Below are 16526 nucleotides of genomic sequence, written 5' to 3'. Positions count from 1 at the left end.
CCTGCTCAGCGTCTCTGCGGTCCTTCCTTATTCCGATAATTGAACGTTCAGTTTCCAGAACGCAACCCGGTCTCTTTTCCACGTATACGTAATGTACAGACTTTGTCCTTGAGATACGATGGAAGGATAAGAATACTCTCCCGGTTCATCCTCCAGCACCCGTTCATGCCCCCAGGTCTCACCATTATCATTCGAAAAAGCAACCACCAGCGGCGTCCGGGGGCTTTCCGTTGAATATCCGCTAACCGGATTGTAAACAAGCGCAAGCAAGCCACTCTCCATGCGTGTGACATCAATGCCGCTATTGTTGTTTGGCAGCTCTGTCGGGTAAGCTTCACACCACGTGTACCCGCCATCCGCCGAGTCACTGCGGTAAATCCCTCCCTCGGTGCTGCGAAGCAGCATATGTACATGTTCAGCATCCGAACCAGACCACAGGGCAGGCTGAATCAGACCTTTTGCAAACCAATGCTCGGCCCCTACATAAACAGATAAATTCATCGGCACAGATGCGCTTTTGGTCCATGTCCTGCCCTCATCCATTGAAATATCAACAAAGGCTTCCCACACCTGTTTGCCCGGCATCTCCGGGTCCAAACGTTCTATAGAAGCTGGCGCCAATATCGTTCCACTCGCCAGCTGCACAGGATGATTACGCACCGGACCGCGACCGCCCACATCACCAGATACCAGCTCACGAGCAGCAGTCCACGTCTGCCCGCCATCCTCCGAGCGTACGAAGCGAGTGTGCCAATGTGTAATTTCGTGCCCTACCTTGTAAAAGAGTACCAGTGAACTGCCTTGTGCATACAGCACCGGGTTCCAATGCGCAACGCCTTCTTCATCCGCCACTTTACGCGGTGCAGACCATGAACCTCCTTGCTCCTGAACCGCTATCCATATGGCCGTGTCGCTCGACTTCTCATGCAGTCCTGCAAACCACGCCACAATAGCAACACCCGATGGCAGCACCGCCACCGTAGAACCATGACTGCTCTGAAACGGCTGACCTTCCCGAAAAACATATTGTTTATCAGCATCAATCTTCATAAGCGGGCCTCCTGATGAGATGGAATCATGAATACAGTCATTCATCGTTGATCCGTGTGGTCGATTCTACAGTTTTATGCTTCATTCCTTTTGCAGATTTCGATTTCGCATTTGTTATTTTTGTTATTTATTTTGTTATTTAAATATACCATCAGTCTAAAACGTTAGGTAACTCCCGTCAATACCTGTAGAGCGTTCTCTCAATGCCATTTTATAAATAATATGTCTCCCTTCTGAAAGTAAAAAAGCAATCCTGTGAAAAATAAAAAAAGACGAGGCAGAAAAAATCCCTGCTCCGTCTTGATCATCTGTTTCCAGTATCCGTGTTTTACACCTTGTTAAATTAAAGGGCTTTCATATTTCCAGTCAACTTGCACAACACATATTAATACACTCACATCTACTTGTTACGCCGGGCTTTTGTCATTCGGTTAAACATAATCAAAGCCACAATAATCATCGCAAGCATGGCTATATTGCTGGATACTTCTTGAGACAGTCCAAACAGCATACACACATTCGTGACCAGCCCCCGGACGATCAACGCCACAACAATTAGCAGAATCGGACTTAAATAATTGTATCTTTTCATTGATTACCACACCCCTGACCCCATTGTTCGATTTCTCCACGATCCCGTACCTTGATCATAACAGTCCGCTTCTCCGGTTACAACAAAAGGACACCGCAAGCAGTGTCCTCTGTTATTAAACCAGCCTGGATAAGTAAGAATGAAGACCACTTTGGTCAGCCCGACCTCAAGGAGAGGTCAAACACATCTATATCAGACCTGTTTAAACTCAATCCAGTCGATCTGCAAGCCCGGTTTGGTAAAGTCGAGCTTCAGCTCATACAGTCCGGCTTCCAGCTGTACTTTCACCAGCTTTTGTCTGATCCATTTCCCTTCTGTACCATTCGTTTGAATCGTTGTTGCCAGCTGACCGTTCAGCAGCACATTACATGCGCTTTGTGCCAGCTCAGGCTCTGGAGACATGATCTGCACAATAATCCGATATTGGCCTGCTTCATCCACTTTCATATACACAGGCCCTGCTACCTCAGGTTTCACCTGTGCATTCTCAGCCAGCACTTGAGCGTCTGAAGCGGATAGGGACGCATTGGCCTGAAATGAAGCCACGTTCTCTACAATCTCATGTTTGCGTGAGGATACCGGCGCATTCATAATGAATTTGCAGATGTTGATCGCGGAGCGCTGCAGCTCACCGCGGGTCAGGGTTCCATTTTCCAATGATTCAATCGTGTTGTCGTCCCAGCCGTTAATCTCTGCACCATAGTTGGGTACAACCATATAGAGATCATTCTGTGCCCGAACCATCCAGTTCGTGAACTTGCGATCTGCTTCTCCGCCTTCTGCTACATCGTTCATAATGGCCCACCAGTCGGTCATCACAATGCCGTCGAAGTTCCATTCTCCGCGCAGGATGGTGGTATTCAGATCATAGTTGGACGCGGCCCAGTGTCCGTTGATCGGATTGTAAGAGGTCATGATGGAGTTCGCTCCACCCTCTTTGACTGCGATCTCGAACCCTTTCAGATAGATTTCACGCAGGGCACGCTCGGAAACAACAGCATCGACCTTGCTGCGGTGTTTCTCCTGGTTGTTGCAGGCAAAGTGCTTCAGCGTGGCGTTGGAGCCGCCTTTCATAATACCTTTCGTACATGCCGCGGCAAATACTCCCGAGATGAGCGGATCTTCCGAGAAATATTCGAAGTTACGACCGTTCAGCGGGCTACGGCGAATGTTAAGTCCAGGTCCGAGCAGGGTATCCACCTGATTGCGCAGCAGCTCTTGTCCTTCCATCACATACAGCTCTTCTACCAAATCTGCGTTCCACGTTGCCGCCAGCAGCGTACCGATGGAAACTTGTGTCGCCTTCTCCCCGCTATCCATACGGATACCGGATGGGCCGTCTGCCGTACAAGCCACTGGAATGCCATAGCCAAACAGACTGTCGCTTACGCCACCAAAAGCCGAGGCGGTTCCCGAAGTAACCAGCGGACTGCTCATGCCTTCCCCGCGCACCAGCGCTGCCAAATCCTGATCGCTCAGCTGAGCTACAAAAGCCTCCAGACTGACTTTACCCGCCTTCACGTCGCTCAGCTTGTAGCCCTGATTGCCCGTTTGCTCCAGCGTCTGCGGCAGGTTTTGTGCGATGCGATCCGCGATGGACACGCTGCGTTTTGGTACAGCTGCATAAGTCAGCTTGTAGGTTCCATCTGGCTTGCGTGCGCCCGGTTTCAACCGTGTAAAGTCTTCCGTTGGTGCCATTGCTTCCTGCAATTGCTCCACCAGCTGAAGGCTGTCTACAACATAACCCTCCTGGCCATCGATGCCAACATGCTGCACCTGCTTCACACTCGTACCCACGTGCAGACGATATGTTCCCGCTTCAAGCACATAGGCAGAAGCATGTCCCGTCACACCCGCATCATCATAGGAAGCCATGCGATGAACCGGGAAGCGGATCGTTAACAGCTCGGAGTCGCCGGGCTGCAGCAGTCCTGTTTTGCCAAAAGCCGCGAGCGCCTTCACCGGTTGTCCCAGCTCTCCCTGCGGTGCTTCATAATACACCTGAACTACTTCTTTACCCGCATAAGTCGTGCCAGAGTTGGTTACATTCACTCGAACCTCGATCAACGTCTCCCCGTTCTCGGTAACCGTTCGAGCTTCCTCGGTTTGAGTCGCAAATGTCGTGTAAGACAGACCATAACCGAACTCAAATTGTACTTTTTCAGGTCGAAACGTTTCGAAAAAACGATAACCTACATAAATATCTTCCTGATACAGGTTCTTGAACTCATTGCCGTAGTTGCTTGTGGACGGGTAATCTTCAATAGAATAAGCAATCGTATCCGTCAATTTACCGCTTGGCGTCACGTCTCCCACGAGTACGTCCGCGATGGCGTTACCGCCTTCCATGCCCCCGTGCCAGGAGTAGATTACACCTTGAATGGGATGTAGAACCGTTTCGTTCAGCCAGCTCATATCCATAATATTCGAGACGTTAAGAACGACAATCGTATGTTCAAAATGGTTCGTCACATGCTTCAGCATCGCCTTCTCATCCTCGGTCAGACGATAACTTCCGGGTGCATCTGCGTTATCCTGGTCTTCCCCTGCGGTGCGTCCAATCACCACGATTGCTTTGCTCGATTGTCTTCTGGCCTGTGCCACCAGCTCATCTGTAAGCGGCATTTCCTTCTGGTTCCACGGCTCGGCTGCCCAGACCTTCCCGCCATCATCAAACGGATTTTCCTCGATCCACTTCTCATAAATAGCCGCCAGTTCTTCGTTAACGGTGATGTTCTGTTTGCTGCGCAGTCCGTCCAGCAGATTCGTTGTGTAAGCGACGTGCACACTGCCGCCTGACCCTGTGCCGCTGCGATAATAATTCACTTGAATTCGGCCAAAAACTGAAACGTTTTCGGAGTTGCGAAGCGGAAGCACCTGTCCTTCATTTTTAAGTAAAACGGCTCCTTCTGCAGCTACCGTTCGGCTAAATTCTGAAAACCCTTCCAATGGAACACCAATTAGATTTGTACTCAATGATTTCCCTCCTGATTGTTCATCCCCATATCTGTATAATAACGAAATTCGTGAATATGGCAGATTTACTTGTACATAGTCTCATATTAACAGATTGCAGGTATGAAAATATATGAGAAATATTTATGTTCATATAACAAATACTAAAGCCACGAACACGTTCTGTTCGCGGCTCTCTTATTTTATATAAGCACAGGTCAGGTCGTCAGCTTCGCATACACCAGGAAGAACAGCATATCCTCACCCATGATGACATATGCGGGAACACGGTAGATCAGATCCACCACCACAAAGACAGCTAACAATCCCACCATAATTACCATATGACGTGGACCCAGGCGAAGATGCGGGTGTCTGTAGCGATGGAACACAAGCGTCGTTGACAGGAAATACAGCAGCACCGAGCCAAACACAAACGCAAGCATAAACTCATAGTTCAGTTGATTCAGGTACAGCAGTTGAATGGACGCGGCGATCATACTCATCGAGATGTAAATAAACAGATGACCGTAGATGATGGCCTGCCCGGCTGTCTGCATCTCTTTGCTCACCTTTTTCTCCACGTTATCGAAGTACTGCCACCACATAGCAATGACAAACAACGATGTGAAGACGGTAAACAGAATGGATGGCAGGTCCCAATGATCCGCTGACAATACGGCGATAATACTTACCACAGACTCTCCCAGCAGGATCAGGGTAAACAGGGCAAAACGTTCCAGCAGATGATGTGTCTGCACAGGCACTTTGACCAGGTTTTTACGACCAAGCAGCGGTAAAATAATATCCACAGCGATTCCCGCGTACAGGATCACATAACGCACCCATGAATCAAAGAACAAGGAGCCGGATGAGATCACGATGCCAATGATAAACGACAGGCCCAGAAAACGGGCAGCCTGCTGCTGATGCTTGCTTTTCGACTTGTGGATGGTCAGATACTGAATCGCGGTAAACGCTCTGGAACCGATATATCCAATAAAGAAGGCCAGATAGTGTTCGTCAAAATGAGTGGATAGACTCGCCGTCATCACCAGTACGGACAGCAGTTGAAGGATGAGGAAAATCCGGTGGCTCAGAATATCCTGACCATAGCGGTTAATGAACAGGGTCTGCCCCACCCATGCCCACCATACCGGGATGAAGATCAGCACGAATTTCAATAGATATTCAAATGTAATTACGCCATGCTCGGCATGCAGCAGCACATGGCCTGCTTTGGAGACTGCCGCGACGAAAAGCAAATCATAGAACAGCTCCAGCCAGGTGACCTTTTTCTCCATCATCCCTCAATGCTCCTTTGGGTTAAAATTCATGATGTGCCCAGAGAACGTGCTCCGGGCACATCTTATTTACCTTTTTACTCAGTCATAGCTGTTGCAGGTGTGAGTGTTCTCACCTGGATCGGCTGCAAATTATCCTCAATCTGAGTGCGGTATTGCTCGAACCATTCCGGCAGCATCAGTTTCTGTCCCAGCGCTTCAGCCGGTTCATCTCTTGCAAAGCCCGGAGGATCAGTTGCGATCTCAAACAGTATACCACCTGCTTCTCTGAAGTAAATCGCGTTGAAATACTGACGATCCCGCACCGGGGTTGGCTGGTATCCGTAGTCACGCACAGCCTCGCTCCACTGTGCATGCTGTGCATCATCCACCGCGCGCCATGCGATATGGTGCACAGTTCCTGAGCCGCCCATACCCAGCGGCACACGGGTAACGGGTACATCCACAATATTCCCGATATCACCGATGGAACGGAAGCGGGCAAACTCTTCATTTTCGCCTACTTTCACAAATCCGAGAATGCGCTCAAGTGCATCCATGGTACGCTGCGGGTTCACACTGAACAGTACAGCTCCGCCGAAACCTTTAATCGCATGTTCAGCCGGGATGCCTTCCTGCACCCACGTATTGGCTGCGCCCTCTTCCCGTTCAACCAGCTCCAGACGCAAACCTTCGCTATCTTCGAATTGCAGCAGCGTTTCATCAAAGCGCTGGGTTCTGGTTACTTCGATATTATAGCCTTCCAGACGATTTTGCCAGAAGTTCATTGAGCCTGGTGGGATGACATAGGAAGTGATGCCAACCTGCCCGCCGCCGATCTGACCTCGAGGTGAACCTGCTGCCGGGAAGAAGGTGATGATTGTGCCAGGGCTGCCGTGTTCATCTCCAAAGTACAGGTGGTATACATCCGGTGCATCAAAGTTTATCGTTTTTTTCACAAGACGAAGCCCCAGAACTCCTGCGTAGAAGTCAACATTGGCCTGTGGATCTCCTGCGAAAGCCGTAATGTGGTGGATACCTGTTGTTTGAATGTTCATGATTATTTCCTCCTTGGATTGTATGTTCGTTGATATCGCAATTTTTATAAGTTATTTATATTAATATCTTTAAATTAAGATATATGATCTGTAGAACTAGTGCAGAGATAATGCCTAATCCGCACTAGTGTTTATCTTCCGATCTTCCGAGCAGTCCTTCTATGGATTCTGTCTGGAAGCCTGCTCTTGTTTCAATTTATCTGGAGTCACGTCATCGCCGTTTGGATCATAGATGGTCGCATTCAGCAAAATGTCGTTGACTGAACCACGGAAGGTCTGCAGATATTCCTGCCGAAGGCGAGTCTGCTCTGCCTGCTCCATCTCCGTCAATCCACCCGCTTTCGCTTTTCGCGCGAGCTCATTAATTCGCGTCAATGTTGGAATCATCATCTGGACCTCTCCTCCTGTACATGGATTAAAGATATTTATTTGAGTATATTCTTGCCTTGCGGTTGCTGTCACTATTCTGTGTTGTATTCAAATTAAATATCTTAATATAAAGATAAATGATTTTAGATCGGATGTCAACACTTTGTTTTTGTAAAAAAGTGCTTTACCCTTGCTCGAACATCTCGCTTCATTATAGGTTCAAAGCAAAAAGGGTTAGCCCACAGTTATATAGCTCCTGGAGAACTAACCCTTCAACATATCCCTTTCTTCAATCGAGACTGCTCTCGATCCGTAACCATCGTAAACTACAGATGATCTACACAAGCAATCCAATAGCAACTCCAATACTAGATAAGTTGAACTAAAGAATATGCACAATCCACTCCGATATGCTCATCAATCCAGGCACGTTAGTCAAATATCGCCCCGTGGTTAGTGCAAATCTGCCAGACCGTCACCCTTCACTGCGAGCGCTAACGATCAGGAGAGGCCTTATTTCGGCATATTCGGGCTTTGGAAAATTCTAACGATCCCCAGAGACGCTATTTTGCTAAAATGAGCCTGATCAGGCTCATTTTTCAGAATTTTGAATGAAATAAGCTACCTGGAGATCGTTAGATTTCAAATGGCCCCGATTCAGGGCAAATAAGCTCCGTAGGAATCGTTAGCATTCCATCTTCGACTTGAGCAGCCTGCCAAGGCTGGAATTCTTGCCTCATTACAGCAACAGCGCTCTTTAACAATCATGGACAGTTGATCGGCTTCATGTCGTTTCTCTAGTTCAATTTATATAACTAAAGCCTGATCATCGGTGTGACCCTATCTCTAGCCCAGCTTCTGACCGCAGTTCGGACAGAAATTAGCTCCTTCATTTTTAGCGCCGCAGTTCGGGCAGAAGTTTGGCTTCTTGCCATCAGTATTGGAAGAGTGAGACGCACTCGCATTGTTATTTTGTTGTTGACCTTGATTCGGATTATTTTGGTTTTGACCTTGGTTTTGATTATTCGAGCTTGGATTATTCTGGTTCATGTTTTTCATCATTTCATTCGCCATGTTCATGCCCATCATCATGCCCGCCATATCCGAGGCCGCGCCGCCGCCCTGCACTTTACCGGATGAGATGCCATCCGTCATGCTCACCTGCTGATATTTCTGCAGATTACCGATCATTTCATGCGAGGCTGTTTTGGTGATCATATCCTGTATCTCCTGCGGATAATTGAAGCTCATCACCTGGAAGCCGGTAATGCCAATTCCGATATCCATCATCTGCATATCCAGGTCTTCCTGAATACCGCGTGCAATATCCGAAGCATTCGCTTGTAAATTAAACATATCCTTACCCTCACGGCTAATCCATTTCATCAGCAGCTGATCCAGCACCGATGTGATGCGGATTTTGACATCCTCCACCAGATAGCTCTGCTTAATGCCCGCAACCTTATCAATCAGCGTCACATAGTCGCTCACTTTGAAGTTAAACGTCCCGTTCGCCCGAATCGGCATACCGCCCGGAAGCTGCGGTGTCGGAATCAGCACCGGACTTTGCGTGCCCCAGCGTACGGTGAACTCTTTTGTGTTTACAAACAGGACTTCAACACGCATACCACTGTCAAATCCAAACTTGAAGCCCTTTAGCGTAGATAGAAACGGAATAATCTCTGAATCAATATTAAAGGAACCTTCGTCTTCAAAAATTCCTTCCACCTTGCCGTTATTCAGAAAGATCGCATCCTGCCCTGCGCGAATAATCAGCTTACTGCCTTTCTTGATCTCGCGATTGCTCCACTTCCAGAAGATCATGTCATCTCTGAATTCTTCCCACTCCACCACGTTGGAAAACTGATTTCTGAAAAATCCCATACTCGATCCCATCCCTTCAATTTAGAAAGACCGGCTGCTGCCGCTGTGTGAATGTCCACCCGCGGTTGTACCTCCACCGCCGCCTCCGCCGTTGTTGTTGTTCTTCTCGATTTTGGTCTTCGTGACCGTTGTTCGAATATATCGATCCTGACGATCAATCACATGAGAGTTGCTGGAATCCTCATAGGTTGAACGGTTCACCGTCACACGTCCCCCGGAGCGATACATCATCACTCCAACAACAACGCCACCAACAGCCAAGGATGCAGCCACTTGAAACCATGTTTTAAAAAGAATATTATCTGGATTTACCCCAGGCTTGAGGTCCAAATATTCATACGACAGATTCAGAAACTTTTCAAAAGCCATTCGATAATTACCGTCTGTCAGGTCCGGAGCTATTTTTTCTGTAATTTTATCAACTCTGCTGTTATCAACATATTCTTCACCTTTATAAAAACCTGCAGCGTATACTTTACGATTGTACATGTCTAACGTAAGCATTACCGTATTGCCATGCGGCTTGTCATATCCCGGTGCCCGATCATCATAAAATTCCTCGGTCAGCAGCTTCTCATCCTTATGCTCATCGTTGTTGGTCGTATAAATGATCAGGTCTGTCTGCCGCTCCGCCGAATACTGATTCGCCAGTGCATTCAATTCATTACGGTCCTGCTCACTGAGCAGGTTGGCCTCATCATAGATGAGATTTTTGTTCTCCGCTGCGGATGCCGATGACATCGGCAAGATCGGAACGAACAGGGTCACTATAAGTACAATAAGCGCAGCCATGGCACTCAGAGGCCTTTTTTTAATCACAGGAATCCGCCTCCCATCATCCAGGACACCAGCTTCAGCGATATTAACGAGACCGCAGAAACACTTGTGAACCATCCTGCTACTTTGGCTTTGCTGATCGGTGGCTTGCCCACCACTTTACCCGTTTGTCCATTCATCGCAAAGGTATACTGTTTCCGATTGTAATTATAGTTCACCATCCATACCGGCAGCAGCACGTAATCTGCATTTTTCATCGTTGTATCAATCTGTTTATCCGTATAGCTCACACTGGTATATCCCGAGACGGTAGACGCAATGTATGAATCAATATAAGATCTCGTTTTATCCTTGGCTCGGGGAAGCAGCTCGTCTTCGGTATAACTGTATTTTTCCGCGATGTATCCCGCCAGATAAGGGGTTTTGAATAATTTCAATTCATTGTAGGGAAAGGGCTCCAGCTTATCCATCAGCTCATCATTCATTTTCTCGGACGCATCTATAGGCAGATTCACATACTCCAACCGAATTTCACGATAAATATCAAAATGCTGTGTCTCTGTATAATGGTAGTCACCCTGCGTATAGGACCTGACCTTGGTGCCCTGAGCATGGACTTCAATTCGGTTATGTAAATCATACAGCCAGAACGGTACATAGATGCCGGTAATGCTCTGGATTCGATCAGCGGTCATGAAGCCGCCGGGTGTGAGCAGACCGTTTTTGCACCATTTTTTGAATGCCTGTTTCGCTTGCTCCTTGTTGATGGAAAAAGGAATCACCATCGCCGGGGCCAGCTTGCCCGTCAGCCGATCACTCAGAACGACCGCCGCACCGCAGAAGCTGCATGTCGTTGCACTCGTCTCCGGCTCGGTAACAATATCTGCTCCGCAGCTGTTGCAGTGGTATTCCTTCACCTCATCCTCCGTGAATACCTGTCTCTTCATCGGATCGGGGAGCTGTTCAATATTGTCCTCTCTTCCGCAGCTCGGGCAAGACAATGCACCGGATACACTGTCAAAGATCATGCCACTGCCGCAGTTCGGACATTTATACTCTACTACCGGCATCTGCTCACCTCCATGTCTAAATCAAATGTCTGGCTTTCCCTCTATTTCCCAAGCTTCTCCTGAATCGCTGCCAGCTCCTCGTCCGCGCTTGGAGTCCGTTGCTCACTCTGCTTATTACCCGCATCTGCATTCATATCCCGCTCCAGCTGTGCAATAAGTTCGTCGAGATCGTCCTCCTGCGTACCCGCGCGAAGCTCAGCCAATGCTTCCGCTTCATTCAGAGCCTGATTCGCTTGATCCTCCATCGCTTTAAACGCGGATTCCGCACGGCTCGCAGACACATTCCGTTCATTTAACTGCTGCTGTGCCTTGGCATCTGCCATTCGACCTTTCAGCTCGGCATGTCTCGCTTCCAGCTTTTCCAGATCAGCAACGAGCTTGTCGTTCATATGTTTCATCATCTGTGCTTTAGCCGATGCCCGGTCGTAAGCCGCCTGCAACTCGTTGCGTTTATCCGCCAGCTTCACCTTTTTCTCCAGAAAACTGCGTGCCTTGTCTACATCACCCGACTCGGCGGATTTCTCCGCATAACGCTGCAGCTTGTTCACCTCAGCCTGGCACTCATCCAGTGCCCGCTTTGCCCGATTTTCATCCGATAACACCGCTGCCGTCTCTGCCTTCACCTGTCCCAAGTCACTGCTCAGACTACGCATATACTCATTGACCGTCTTCTCCGGGTCCTCTGCCCTGCTAAGCATGTGGTTCACGTTTGCTTTCATCACGTCTCTAAACCTCGATAAGATTCCCATTAATCGTTCCTCCTTCGGGTGTGTTCATATGTATACTATAATACATGAATAGGACGGCATACGTTTCATTTTTCATACGATTACACGCCACCATTGTCTCGTTCTCCCAATAGAAATAACTCTTCCATGCACTTTGACAGCTCCGGCTCCGGCTAGGTCTCCTCAGGCAAACGCTCTACCGCTGTGAAAAATACATCCAGCAGCTGCACCCCATATGTCATCTGAACATATTCAGTGATCACTGCAACATCGTCCTCCTGCTGATACTCCAGACATGGGCGTCCTTCACTCCACAGCACTCTACATGTTACGTGGACCTGTGCGGCAGGACAAACGTTACATTTTCAGTATGAAAGCCGGACGGTGACGGAGAGTGGCTACACGATTCGGACACATCATTACCTGAGCGAAGATTGCAGCCAGTGTCCCCTGAAAGCCACATGCACTAAAGCCAAAGGTGAACGGGAAATTGCCATCAGCCTGACCTACATGCGGCAAAAAAACGAGATGCGAGAACGTCTGCGAAGCGAAGAAGGATATACCCTTTCCGTTCAGCGAATGATTGAGCCTGAAAGCGTGTTTGGGCAAATGAAAAACAATCGGGGATTTCGAAGATTCCTGCTTCGCGGCTTGCAAAAAGTAAGCCTGGAGGTGGGTTGGCTTTGCCTTGTCCACAATTTACTCAAAAAAGCCGCACTGACGGAAAAACGTAAAAAGGACAAAGCAGGATGAGCCTCTACTTTGTCCTTTTTGGACGTATCGGTGTTCATTCTTTTCACCGATGTGTGTTTTTTTTAAGGGCTTTTGAGACAGCCCCATTGTATATCATAGTATTAGATGTTCGGGAGGTAGTCAGGATTATTTAGAATTTGTTCAACGATAAACAGCAAGTCATCATCATTGACGTATTCATCTCCAGCCTGCTGTGAGTTGTATTTTGATGGATCAACATCTGCCGCTAAATACTTAAAATATTTAGCATCAATAGCAAGGTCGACAAGAGTATATTCACCTGATTTGTTGACGTCTGATGCTTCTATTATGATACTGTCTTCCAAGCAATTCTCTTTGTCCAAATCATATTCCCCTTCAGTATTTGCTACCCTTCCTTTGGTTGAATCGACGACAGCAGTTCCAATAGCCTTAGCTTTAAACTTAAGTTTTAGAATAATTGTATCTTTGCTTATGCCGTATTCTTCTCCTTGACTAGCTATTACAAAACGTAAAGCACCATTCTGATCAACTGGTTTATTGTAGACTTTATAGCCAGTTGCTTCTTCAAATCCGATATATTGTAGGTGCTCATTGTCATACTTTAATTCAAAGTCCTCAGCATAGATATCCTTTACGTTTTTGAGAGAAATGTCCGCTGTGAATTCTTGACCTAAACCTATTTTCTCGGGAACGATGACCACATCAAGAGTAGGCTTTAGTATTGGTTTTGGATCCTGAATTGGTGTTAAAACAATGTTTGCCTTACCCGATTCATTAGCTACATTATCAATGGCAGATACTGAAAATGTATAATTAGTACCATTAGTTAGCCCTGTCACTGTTGCTGTTGGAGTTGTAACCGTAGTGTATAGTATCCCATCTTTATAAACTCTATAGCCCGCTATATCACTTTCGCTATTGGCATTCCAATTCAAGATGACCTCACCATCATTCGCATTTCCTATAAGATCTGTCGGCACCTTTGGAGCCGTCAAATCATGAGCAGTACCAAATACATCAAATTCATATACGCGCGCTACAGCTGTGGATGATGAATTGAACAAAGATATCTGACGTACATTTTGTACTGTAGCAATTGTATGTACTGTATCATCTGCTGTTATTGTCTGCTTGCTTATTTCACTTCCTGCCGCATTGTACATATACATAATGAAGTTTCCAGTAGCTTTTAAACGATAGCTACTTACTGTCATTCTATCTGATCCGGTCAATTTATAAGCTAAACCTGCTTTATATGTAGGAGCACTCGCCCCAGCATCAGACGTTTTTACCAAATCCCAATACGTTGATGCATCACCATCAGTGGTTGTTGTGACATTACCATAAGGATTGTAGCTTGCTAAACCGTTTAGCAAACCACCCGAAAAGGCAGAAGCATTTTTTACTGGTAATGCAACTATTAGTAAAAGAAGAATCAAGAACATTTTTTTCATCATTCTCACCTCATAGAAATGTTATTTCTTAGGCCCGATAACGAATAATCCACTTTCTATGGAAATCCATTCATCAAACTAAAGAAAACACCTAGAATCAAAGTAATCATTATTCCGTTTTTTAGTTTAAAACAGTTAGTTAAAGGGTCTTATAGGGCACCGATAATCTCCTTCCTCAACAGGAATAATTTATTCCTAGATTTGTAAAACAAAATATACTTTTCAAAATAGTCTCTTACAGCGTGAGCACTGATAATTTTATTCCAATATTTCAGTTACGTCTAAACATTAATTTCTGTTTAAGGGAAACTAATATCTATTACACCATTTATACATAAATATGCCATTTTAGTAGCTGTTAAAAATAGAGAGATGTACCAAAGCATATGAAGACTACAAAATCATACTGATTATTGAGAACAAGGACCTGCTTGATTAACTGACGGTAGAAAACACGCCTCAGTCCGTCCTCTGACCCGTGAATTAAGTCTTGAAGAAAAAAACGCCCGGTTGGAAGAAAAAATGAAATACCTTGAAGCGAAGAGTGAATTTTAAAAAAAGCTCGATCAACTCGAAGGCAGATGAGAAAAAAGACATCCAAACTAAGTACGTGGCAAAAATTCGAACTGATTCAACAGATGATGCATACATCCTCTTTCCACCGCAAGGTGCATGTTCTTTGTGAAATTGCTGGAGTTTCACGTTCGGGCTATTAGCAATATTGTAGCGAAGATGCTAGGTTACATCGTAAAAAACAGGAACAAGATGATCAAAGCGTAAAAGCGACTAGGGAGCATCGAACCTGTCCTAACACGTTAAAGCGAGCTTTTAAGCAAGGGATTGCAGGCAAGGTGCTATTAACGGACATCACGTATTTAACGTATAGGAAAAATAAGCGAGCCTACCTATCGACCATTAAAAATGCTGACACGAATGAGATTTTAGCTTATGAAGTCTCTGCTTCACTCGGTTTGGACATTGCGATGGAGACGTTGAAAACAACTCAGAAAGCATGGTCATCTCACCTCGAATGCGTTGATTCATTCGGATCAAGGATTTCACTAGCCCCAGGTTCTTCACTAGCTTTTGAAACTTTGGGTTCGGAATGTTTTCTTTGACTGCTAACTGTGCCATAGCTTCATATACTTCCGGCAAAACCTGGTGCAAATGATGATGTGCGTCCAGATGTGTCGGGTGCAAGCCTGAGGCAATGAACCGATCCCACTGGGCTGACAGTTCAATCTCGATCTCGCTCCGCTCCCTACTGCTGTTCTCGCTAATCGGAAAAAAAACAGCCGTCCTTTTGAACAAGGGACGGAACAAGCCTCACATCAGATACAGGTCGACCATAGGTCAGATTAAAATGCAGACCCACCCCCAGTCCTGGATGCAAGCGTGCCAGCCTTACGGCATCTGTAAAGCCGGGCATGTTCACCATTAGCGTCGTGCTGCTGATCCCTCCAGCCTGATATGCCTCAACAATCCCTCGGTTCACGCCCGGTGACAGACCGAAATCATCGGCATTGATGATCAAATATTTCATGACGTGATCGCTCCGTTCTCTCACCTGTCTCCCATATTAAATGCAATAGATCAGAGGATGGATTGAGGCACATCCCTTTTATATTTTAGCAACGGCTCGGATCTCTACCCATTGTTCTGGAAACGCCAGATAATTCACCCCAATCAGGCTGCCTGCTGGCCGATGCTCGCCAACATATTGTTTGAACAGTTCAATGGCAGCCTCCCCGTGCTCCTGCGCCCGGGTCAAGTATATTTCAACATATGCAAGATTAGACTTCGTTGCACCAAACTGTGCTAATACGGTATCCAGATTTTCTAATGTCTGTAATACTTGTGCCTGAATATCACCCTCTCCAACAAAGCTGCCTTCTGTATTGTGAGAAAATTGTCCTGAGATATATAGGGTGTTGTCGACACAGTAGCCCTGAGAGATACCATGATCCCAAAGATGGTGATTGTATGTTTGAATGGTGGTCATGTTCCTAGCCCCTTTACTTTGAATTAAGGCTAGTATAGACTGGGCAAAAAGATTAGGATAGTACGCACAATGATGATAGGTACTATCTGAAAGGATAGTGTAAACATGGGCATATCCGACTTAAACAGCGAGAATATGGCTATTCAAGATACACCTTTTGGCTACACCATGTCAGTCATCGGTGGGAAGTGGAAGATGATCATTTTATATCTGTTAGCTGCTAAACAACCCGTTCGTTTCAATGAAATGCAGCGGCAAATTGGAACGATCACTTACAAGGTTTTAAGTGCACAGCTCAAGGAGCTGGAGACCGATGGATTGGTTATACGCAAGGAGTTTCCGCAAATTCCTCCCAAGGTAGAATACTCACTGACACCCAAAGCACAGACGCTATTACCTGTACTGGAACAGCTGTGCGAGTGGGGTACACAGAATCGTTAAACCTTTTCAGCAACCCTGTTATCTTCCATTTTCATAGGGAACTGCTTTTTCCCCACTACTCCTGTGTGACAAAGAGTCAGCTCCCTTCTTGGCAGCTGACTCTTCCTGTTTGGCGTGAGGCTTCCTCA

At 46.6% G+C, this 16526-nt stretch carries 14 protein-coding genes and 2 pseudogenes; 2 read left to right on the top strand and 14 right to left on the bottom strand.

Annotated elements, in window-relative coordinates:
• Nucleotides 1–27: 27 nt before the first annotated feature.
• From HNR77_RS17535 to HNR77_RS29960, 11 genes are all read right to left on the bottom strand, one after another.
• Entirely contained in the window at nt 28–1050 is a 1023-nt protein-coding gene (locus HNR77_RS17535; protein ID WP_184187016.1) for a sialidase family protein, read from the bottom strand.
• A 400-nt stretch (nt 1051–1450) separates the two neighbouring features.
• Nucleotides 1451–1642 (bottom strand): hypothetical protein, encoded by a 192-nt coding sequence (locus HNR77_RS17530; RefSeq protein WP_090924244.1) that lies wholly within the window; start codon nt 1640–1642, stop codon nt 1451–1453.
• Nucleotides 1643–1834: 192 nt separating this feature from the next.
• Entirely contained in the window at nt 1835–4618 is a 2784-nt protein-coding gene (locus HNR77_RS17525; RefSeq protein ID WP_184187013.1) for a glycoside hydrolase family 3 C-terminal domain-containing protein, read from the bottom strand.
• A 197-nt stretch (nt 4619–4815) separates the two neighbouring features.
• Nucleotides 4816–5904, bottom strand: coding sequence for a low temperature requirement protein A (locus HNR77_RS17520; protein ID WP_184187011.1), 1089 nt, complete (start codon nt 5902–5904; stop codon nt 4816–4818).
• A gap of 74 nt (nt 5905–5978) precedes the next feature.
• A complete protein-coding gene (locus tag HNR77_RS17515) occupies nt 5979–6938 on the bottom strand; it encodes a ring-cleaving dioxygenase (protein ID WP_184187008.1) in 960 nt (319 codons plus the stop codon).
• A gap of 159 nt (nt 6939–7097) precedes the next feature.
• Nucleotides 7098–7325 (bottom strand): DUF896 domain-containing protein, encoded by a 228-nt coding sequence (locus HNR77_RS17510; protein WP_090924289.1) that lies wholly within the window; start codon nt 7323–7325, stop codon nt 7098–7100.
• An 828-nt stretch (nt 7326–8153) separates the two neighbouring features.
• Nucleotides 8154–9191, bottom strand: coding sequence for an SPFH domain-containing protein (locus tag HNR77_RS17505; protein WP_184187005.1), 1038 nt, complete (start codon nt 9189–9191; stop codon nt 8154–8156).
• Between the two features lie 21 nt (nt 9192–9212).
• Nucleotides 9213–9983: a TPM domain-containing protein gene (locus tag HNR77_RS17500; RefSeq protein WP_184187167.1), complete on the bottom strand. Its 771-nt coding sequence runs from the start codon at nt 9981–9983 to the stop codon at nt 9213–9215.
• A 23-nt stretch (nt 9984–10006) separates the two neighbouring features.
• Nucleotides 10007–11038: a TFIIB-type zinc ribbon-containing protein gene (locus HNR77_RS17495; protein ID WP_184187002.1), complete on the bottom strand. Its 1032-nt coding sequence runs from the start codon at nt 11036–11038 to the stop codon at nt 10007–10009.
• A gap of 41 nt (nt 11039–11079) precedes the next feature.
• Entirely contained in the window at nt 11080–11787 is a 708-nt protein-coding gene (locus HNR77_RS17490) for a PspA/IM30 family protein (RefSeq protein ID WP_184187000.1), read from the bottom strand.
• Nucleotides 11788–11939: 152 nt separating this feature from the next.
• Nucleotides 11940–12086: a hypothetical protein gene (locus tag HNR77_RS29960; RefSeq protein WP_221443893.1), complete on the bottom strand. Its 147-nt coding sequence runs from the start codon at nt 12084–12086 to the stop codon at nt 11940–11942.
• Between the two features lie 13 nt (nt 12087–12099).
• Between HNR77_RS29960 and HNR77_RS17485 the strand changes: the two are divergent.
• Nucleotides 12100–12519: pseudogene (locus HNR77_RS17485) on the top strand (transposase); the annotation flags it as partial.
• A gap of 101 nt (nt 12520–12620) precedes the next feature.
• On the opposite strand, the gene HNR77_RS17480 reads toward HNR77_RS17485, so the two are convergent.
• The 3 genes and pseudogenes from HNR77_RS17480 to HNR77_RS17465 form a co-directional block, all read right to left on the bottom strand.
• Nucleotides 12621–13955 carry a cohesin domain-containing protein gene (locus tag HNR77_RS17480; protein WP_184186997.1) on the bottom strand — a complete coding sequence of 445 codons (1335 nt, stop codon included), beginning with the start codon at nt 13953–13955 and terminating at the stop codon, nt 12621–12623.
• A gap of 915 nt (nt 13956–14870) precedes the next feature.
• A pseudogene (locus HNR77_RS30810) lies at nt 14871–15498 on the bottom strand (carbohydrate deacetylase).
• A 78-nt stretch (nt 15499–15576) separates the two neighbouring features.
• Nucleotides 15577–15957 carry a RidA family protein gene (locus tag HNR77_RS17465; protein ID WP_184186988.1) on the bottom strand — a complete coding sequence of 127 codons (381 nt, stop codon included), beginning with the start codon at nt 15955–15957 and terminating at the stop codon, nt 15577–15579.
• Nucleotides 15958–16062: 105 nt separating this feature from the next.
• Between HNR77_RS17465 and HNR77_RS17460 the strand changes: the two genes are divergently transcribed.
• Nucleotides 16063–16398 (top strand): winged helix-turn-helix transcriptional regulator, encoded by a 336-nt coding sequence (locus tag HNR77_RS17460; protein WP_184186985.1) that lies wholly within the window; start codon nt 16063–16065, stop codon nt 16396–16398.
• Nucleotides 16399–16526 lie beyond the last annotated feature (128 nt).

Origin of the sequence: Paenibacillus sp. JGP012 (assembly GCF_014203995.1) — a bacterium.
Lineage (GTDB): Bacteria > Bacillota > Bacilli > Paenibacillales > Paenibacillaceae > Paenibacillus > Paenibacillus silvae.
This window is presented reverse-complemented; position numbering and strand designations above follow the sequence as displayed.

Coding starts and splice junctions, on each gene's coding strand:
- HNR77_RS17535 (WP_184187016.1), bottom strand. CDS start 1,050: ATGAAGATTGATGCTGATAAACAATATGTTTTTCGGGAAGGTCAGCCG.
- HNR77_RS17480 (WP_184186997.1), bottom strand. CDS start 13,955: ATGAAAAAAATGTTCTTGATTCTTCTTTTACTAATAGTTGCATTACCA.
- HNR77_RS17460 (WP_184186985.1), top strand. CDS start 16,063: ATGGGCATATCCGACTTAAACAGCGAGAATATGGCTATTCAAGATACA.
- HNR77_RS17530 (WP_090924244.1), bottom strand. CDS start 1,642: ATGAAAAGATACAATTATTTAAGTCCGATTCTGCTAATTGTTGTGGCG.
- HNR77_RS17515 (WP_184187008.1), bottom strand. CDS start 6,938: ATGAACATTCAAACAACAGGTATCCACCACATTACGGCTTTCGCAGGA.
- HNR77_RS17505 (WP_184187005.1), bottom strand. CDS start 9,191: ATGGGATTTTTCAGAAATCAGTTTTCCAACGTGGTGGAGTGGGAAGAA.
- HNR77_RS17465 (WP_184186988.1), bottom strand. CDS start 15,957: ATGACCACCATTCAAACATACAATCACCATCTTTGGGATCATGGTATC.
- HNR77_RS17520 (WP_184187011.1), bottom strand. CDS start 5,904: ATGATGGAGAAAAAGGTCACCTGGCTGGAGCTGTTCTATGATTTGCTT.
- HNR77_RS17490 (WP_184187000.1), bottom strand. CDS start 11,787: ATGGGAATCTTATCGAGGTTTAGAGACGTGATGAAAGCAAACGTGAAC.
- HNR77_RS17495 (WP_184187002.1), bottom strand. CDS start 11,038: ATGCCGGTAGTAGAGTATAAATGTCCGAACTGCGGCAGTGGCATGATC.
- HNR77_RS17500 (WP_184187167.1), bottom strand. CDS start 9,983: ATGGCTGCGCTTATTGTACTTATAGTGACCCTGTTCGTTCCGATCTTG.
- HNR77_RS17510 (WP_090924289.1), bottom strand. CDS start 7,325: ATGATTCCAACATTGACGCGAATTAATGAGCTCGCGCGAAAAGCGAAA.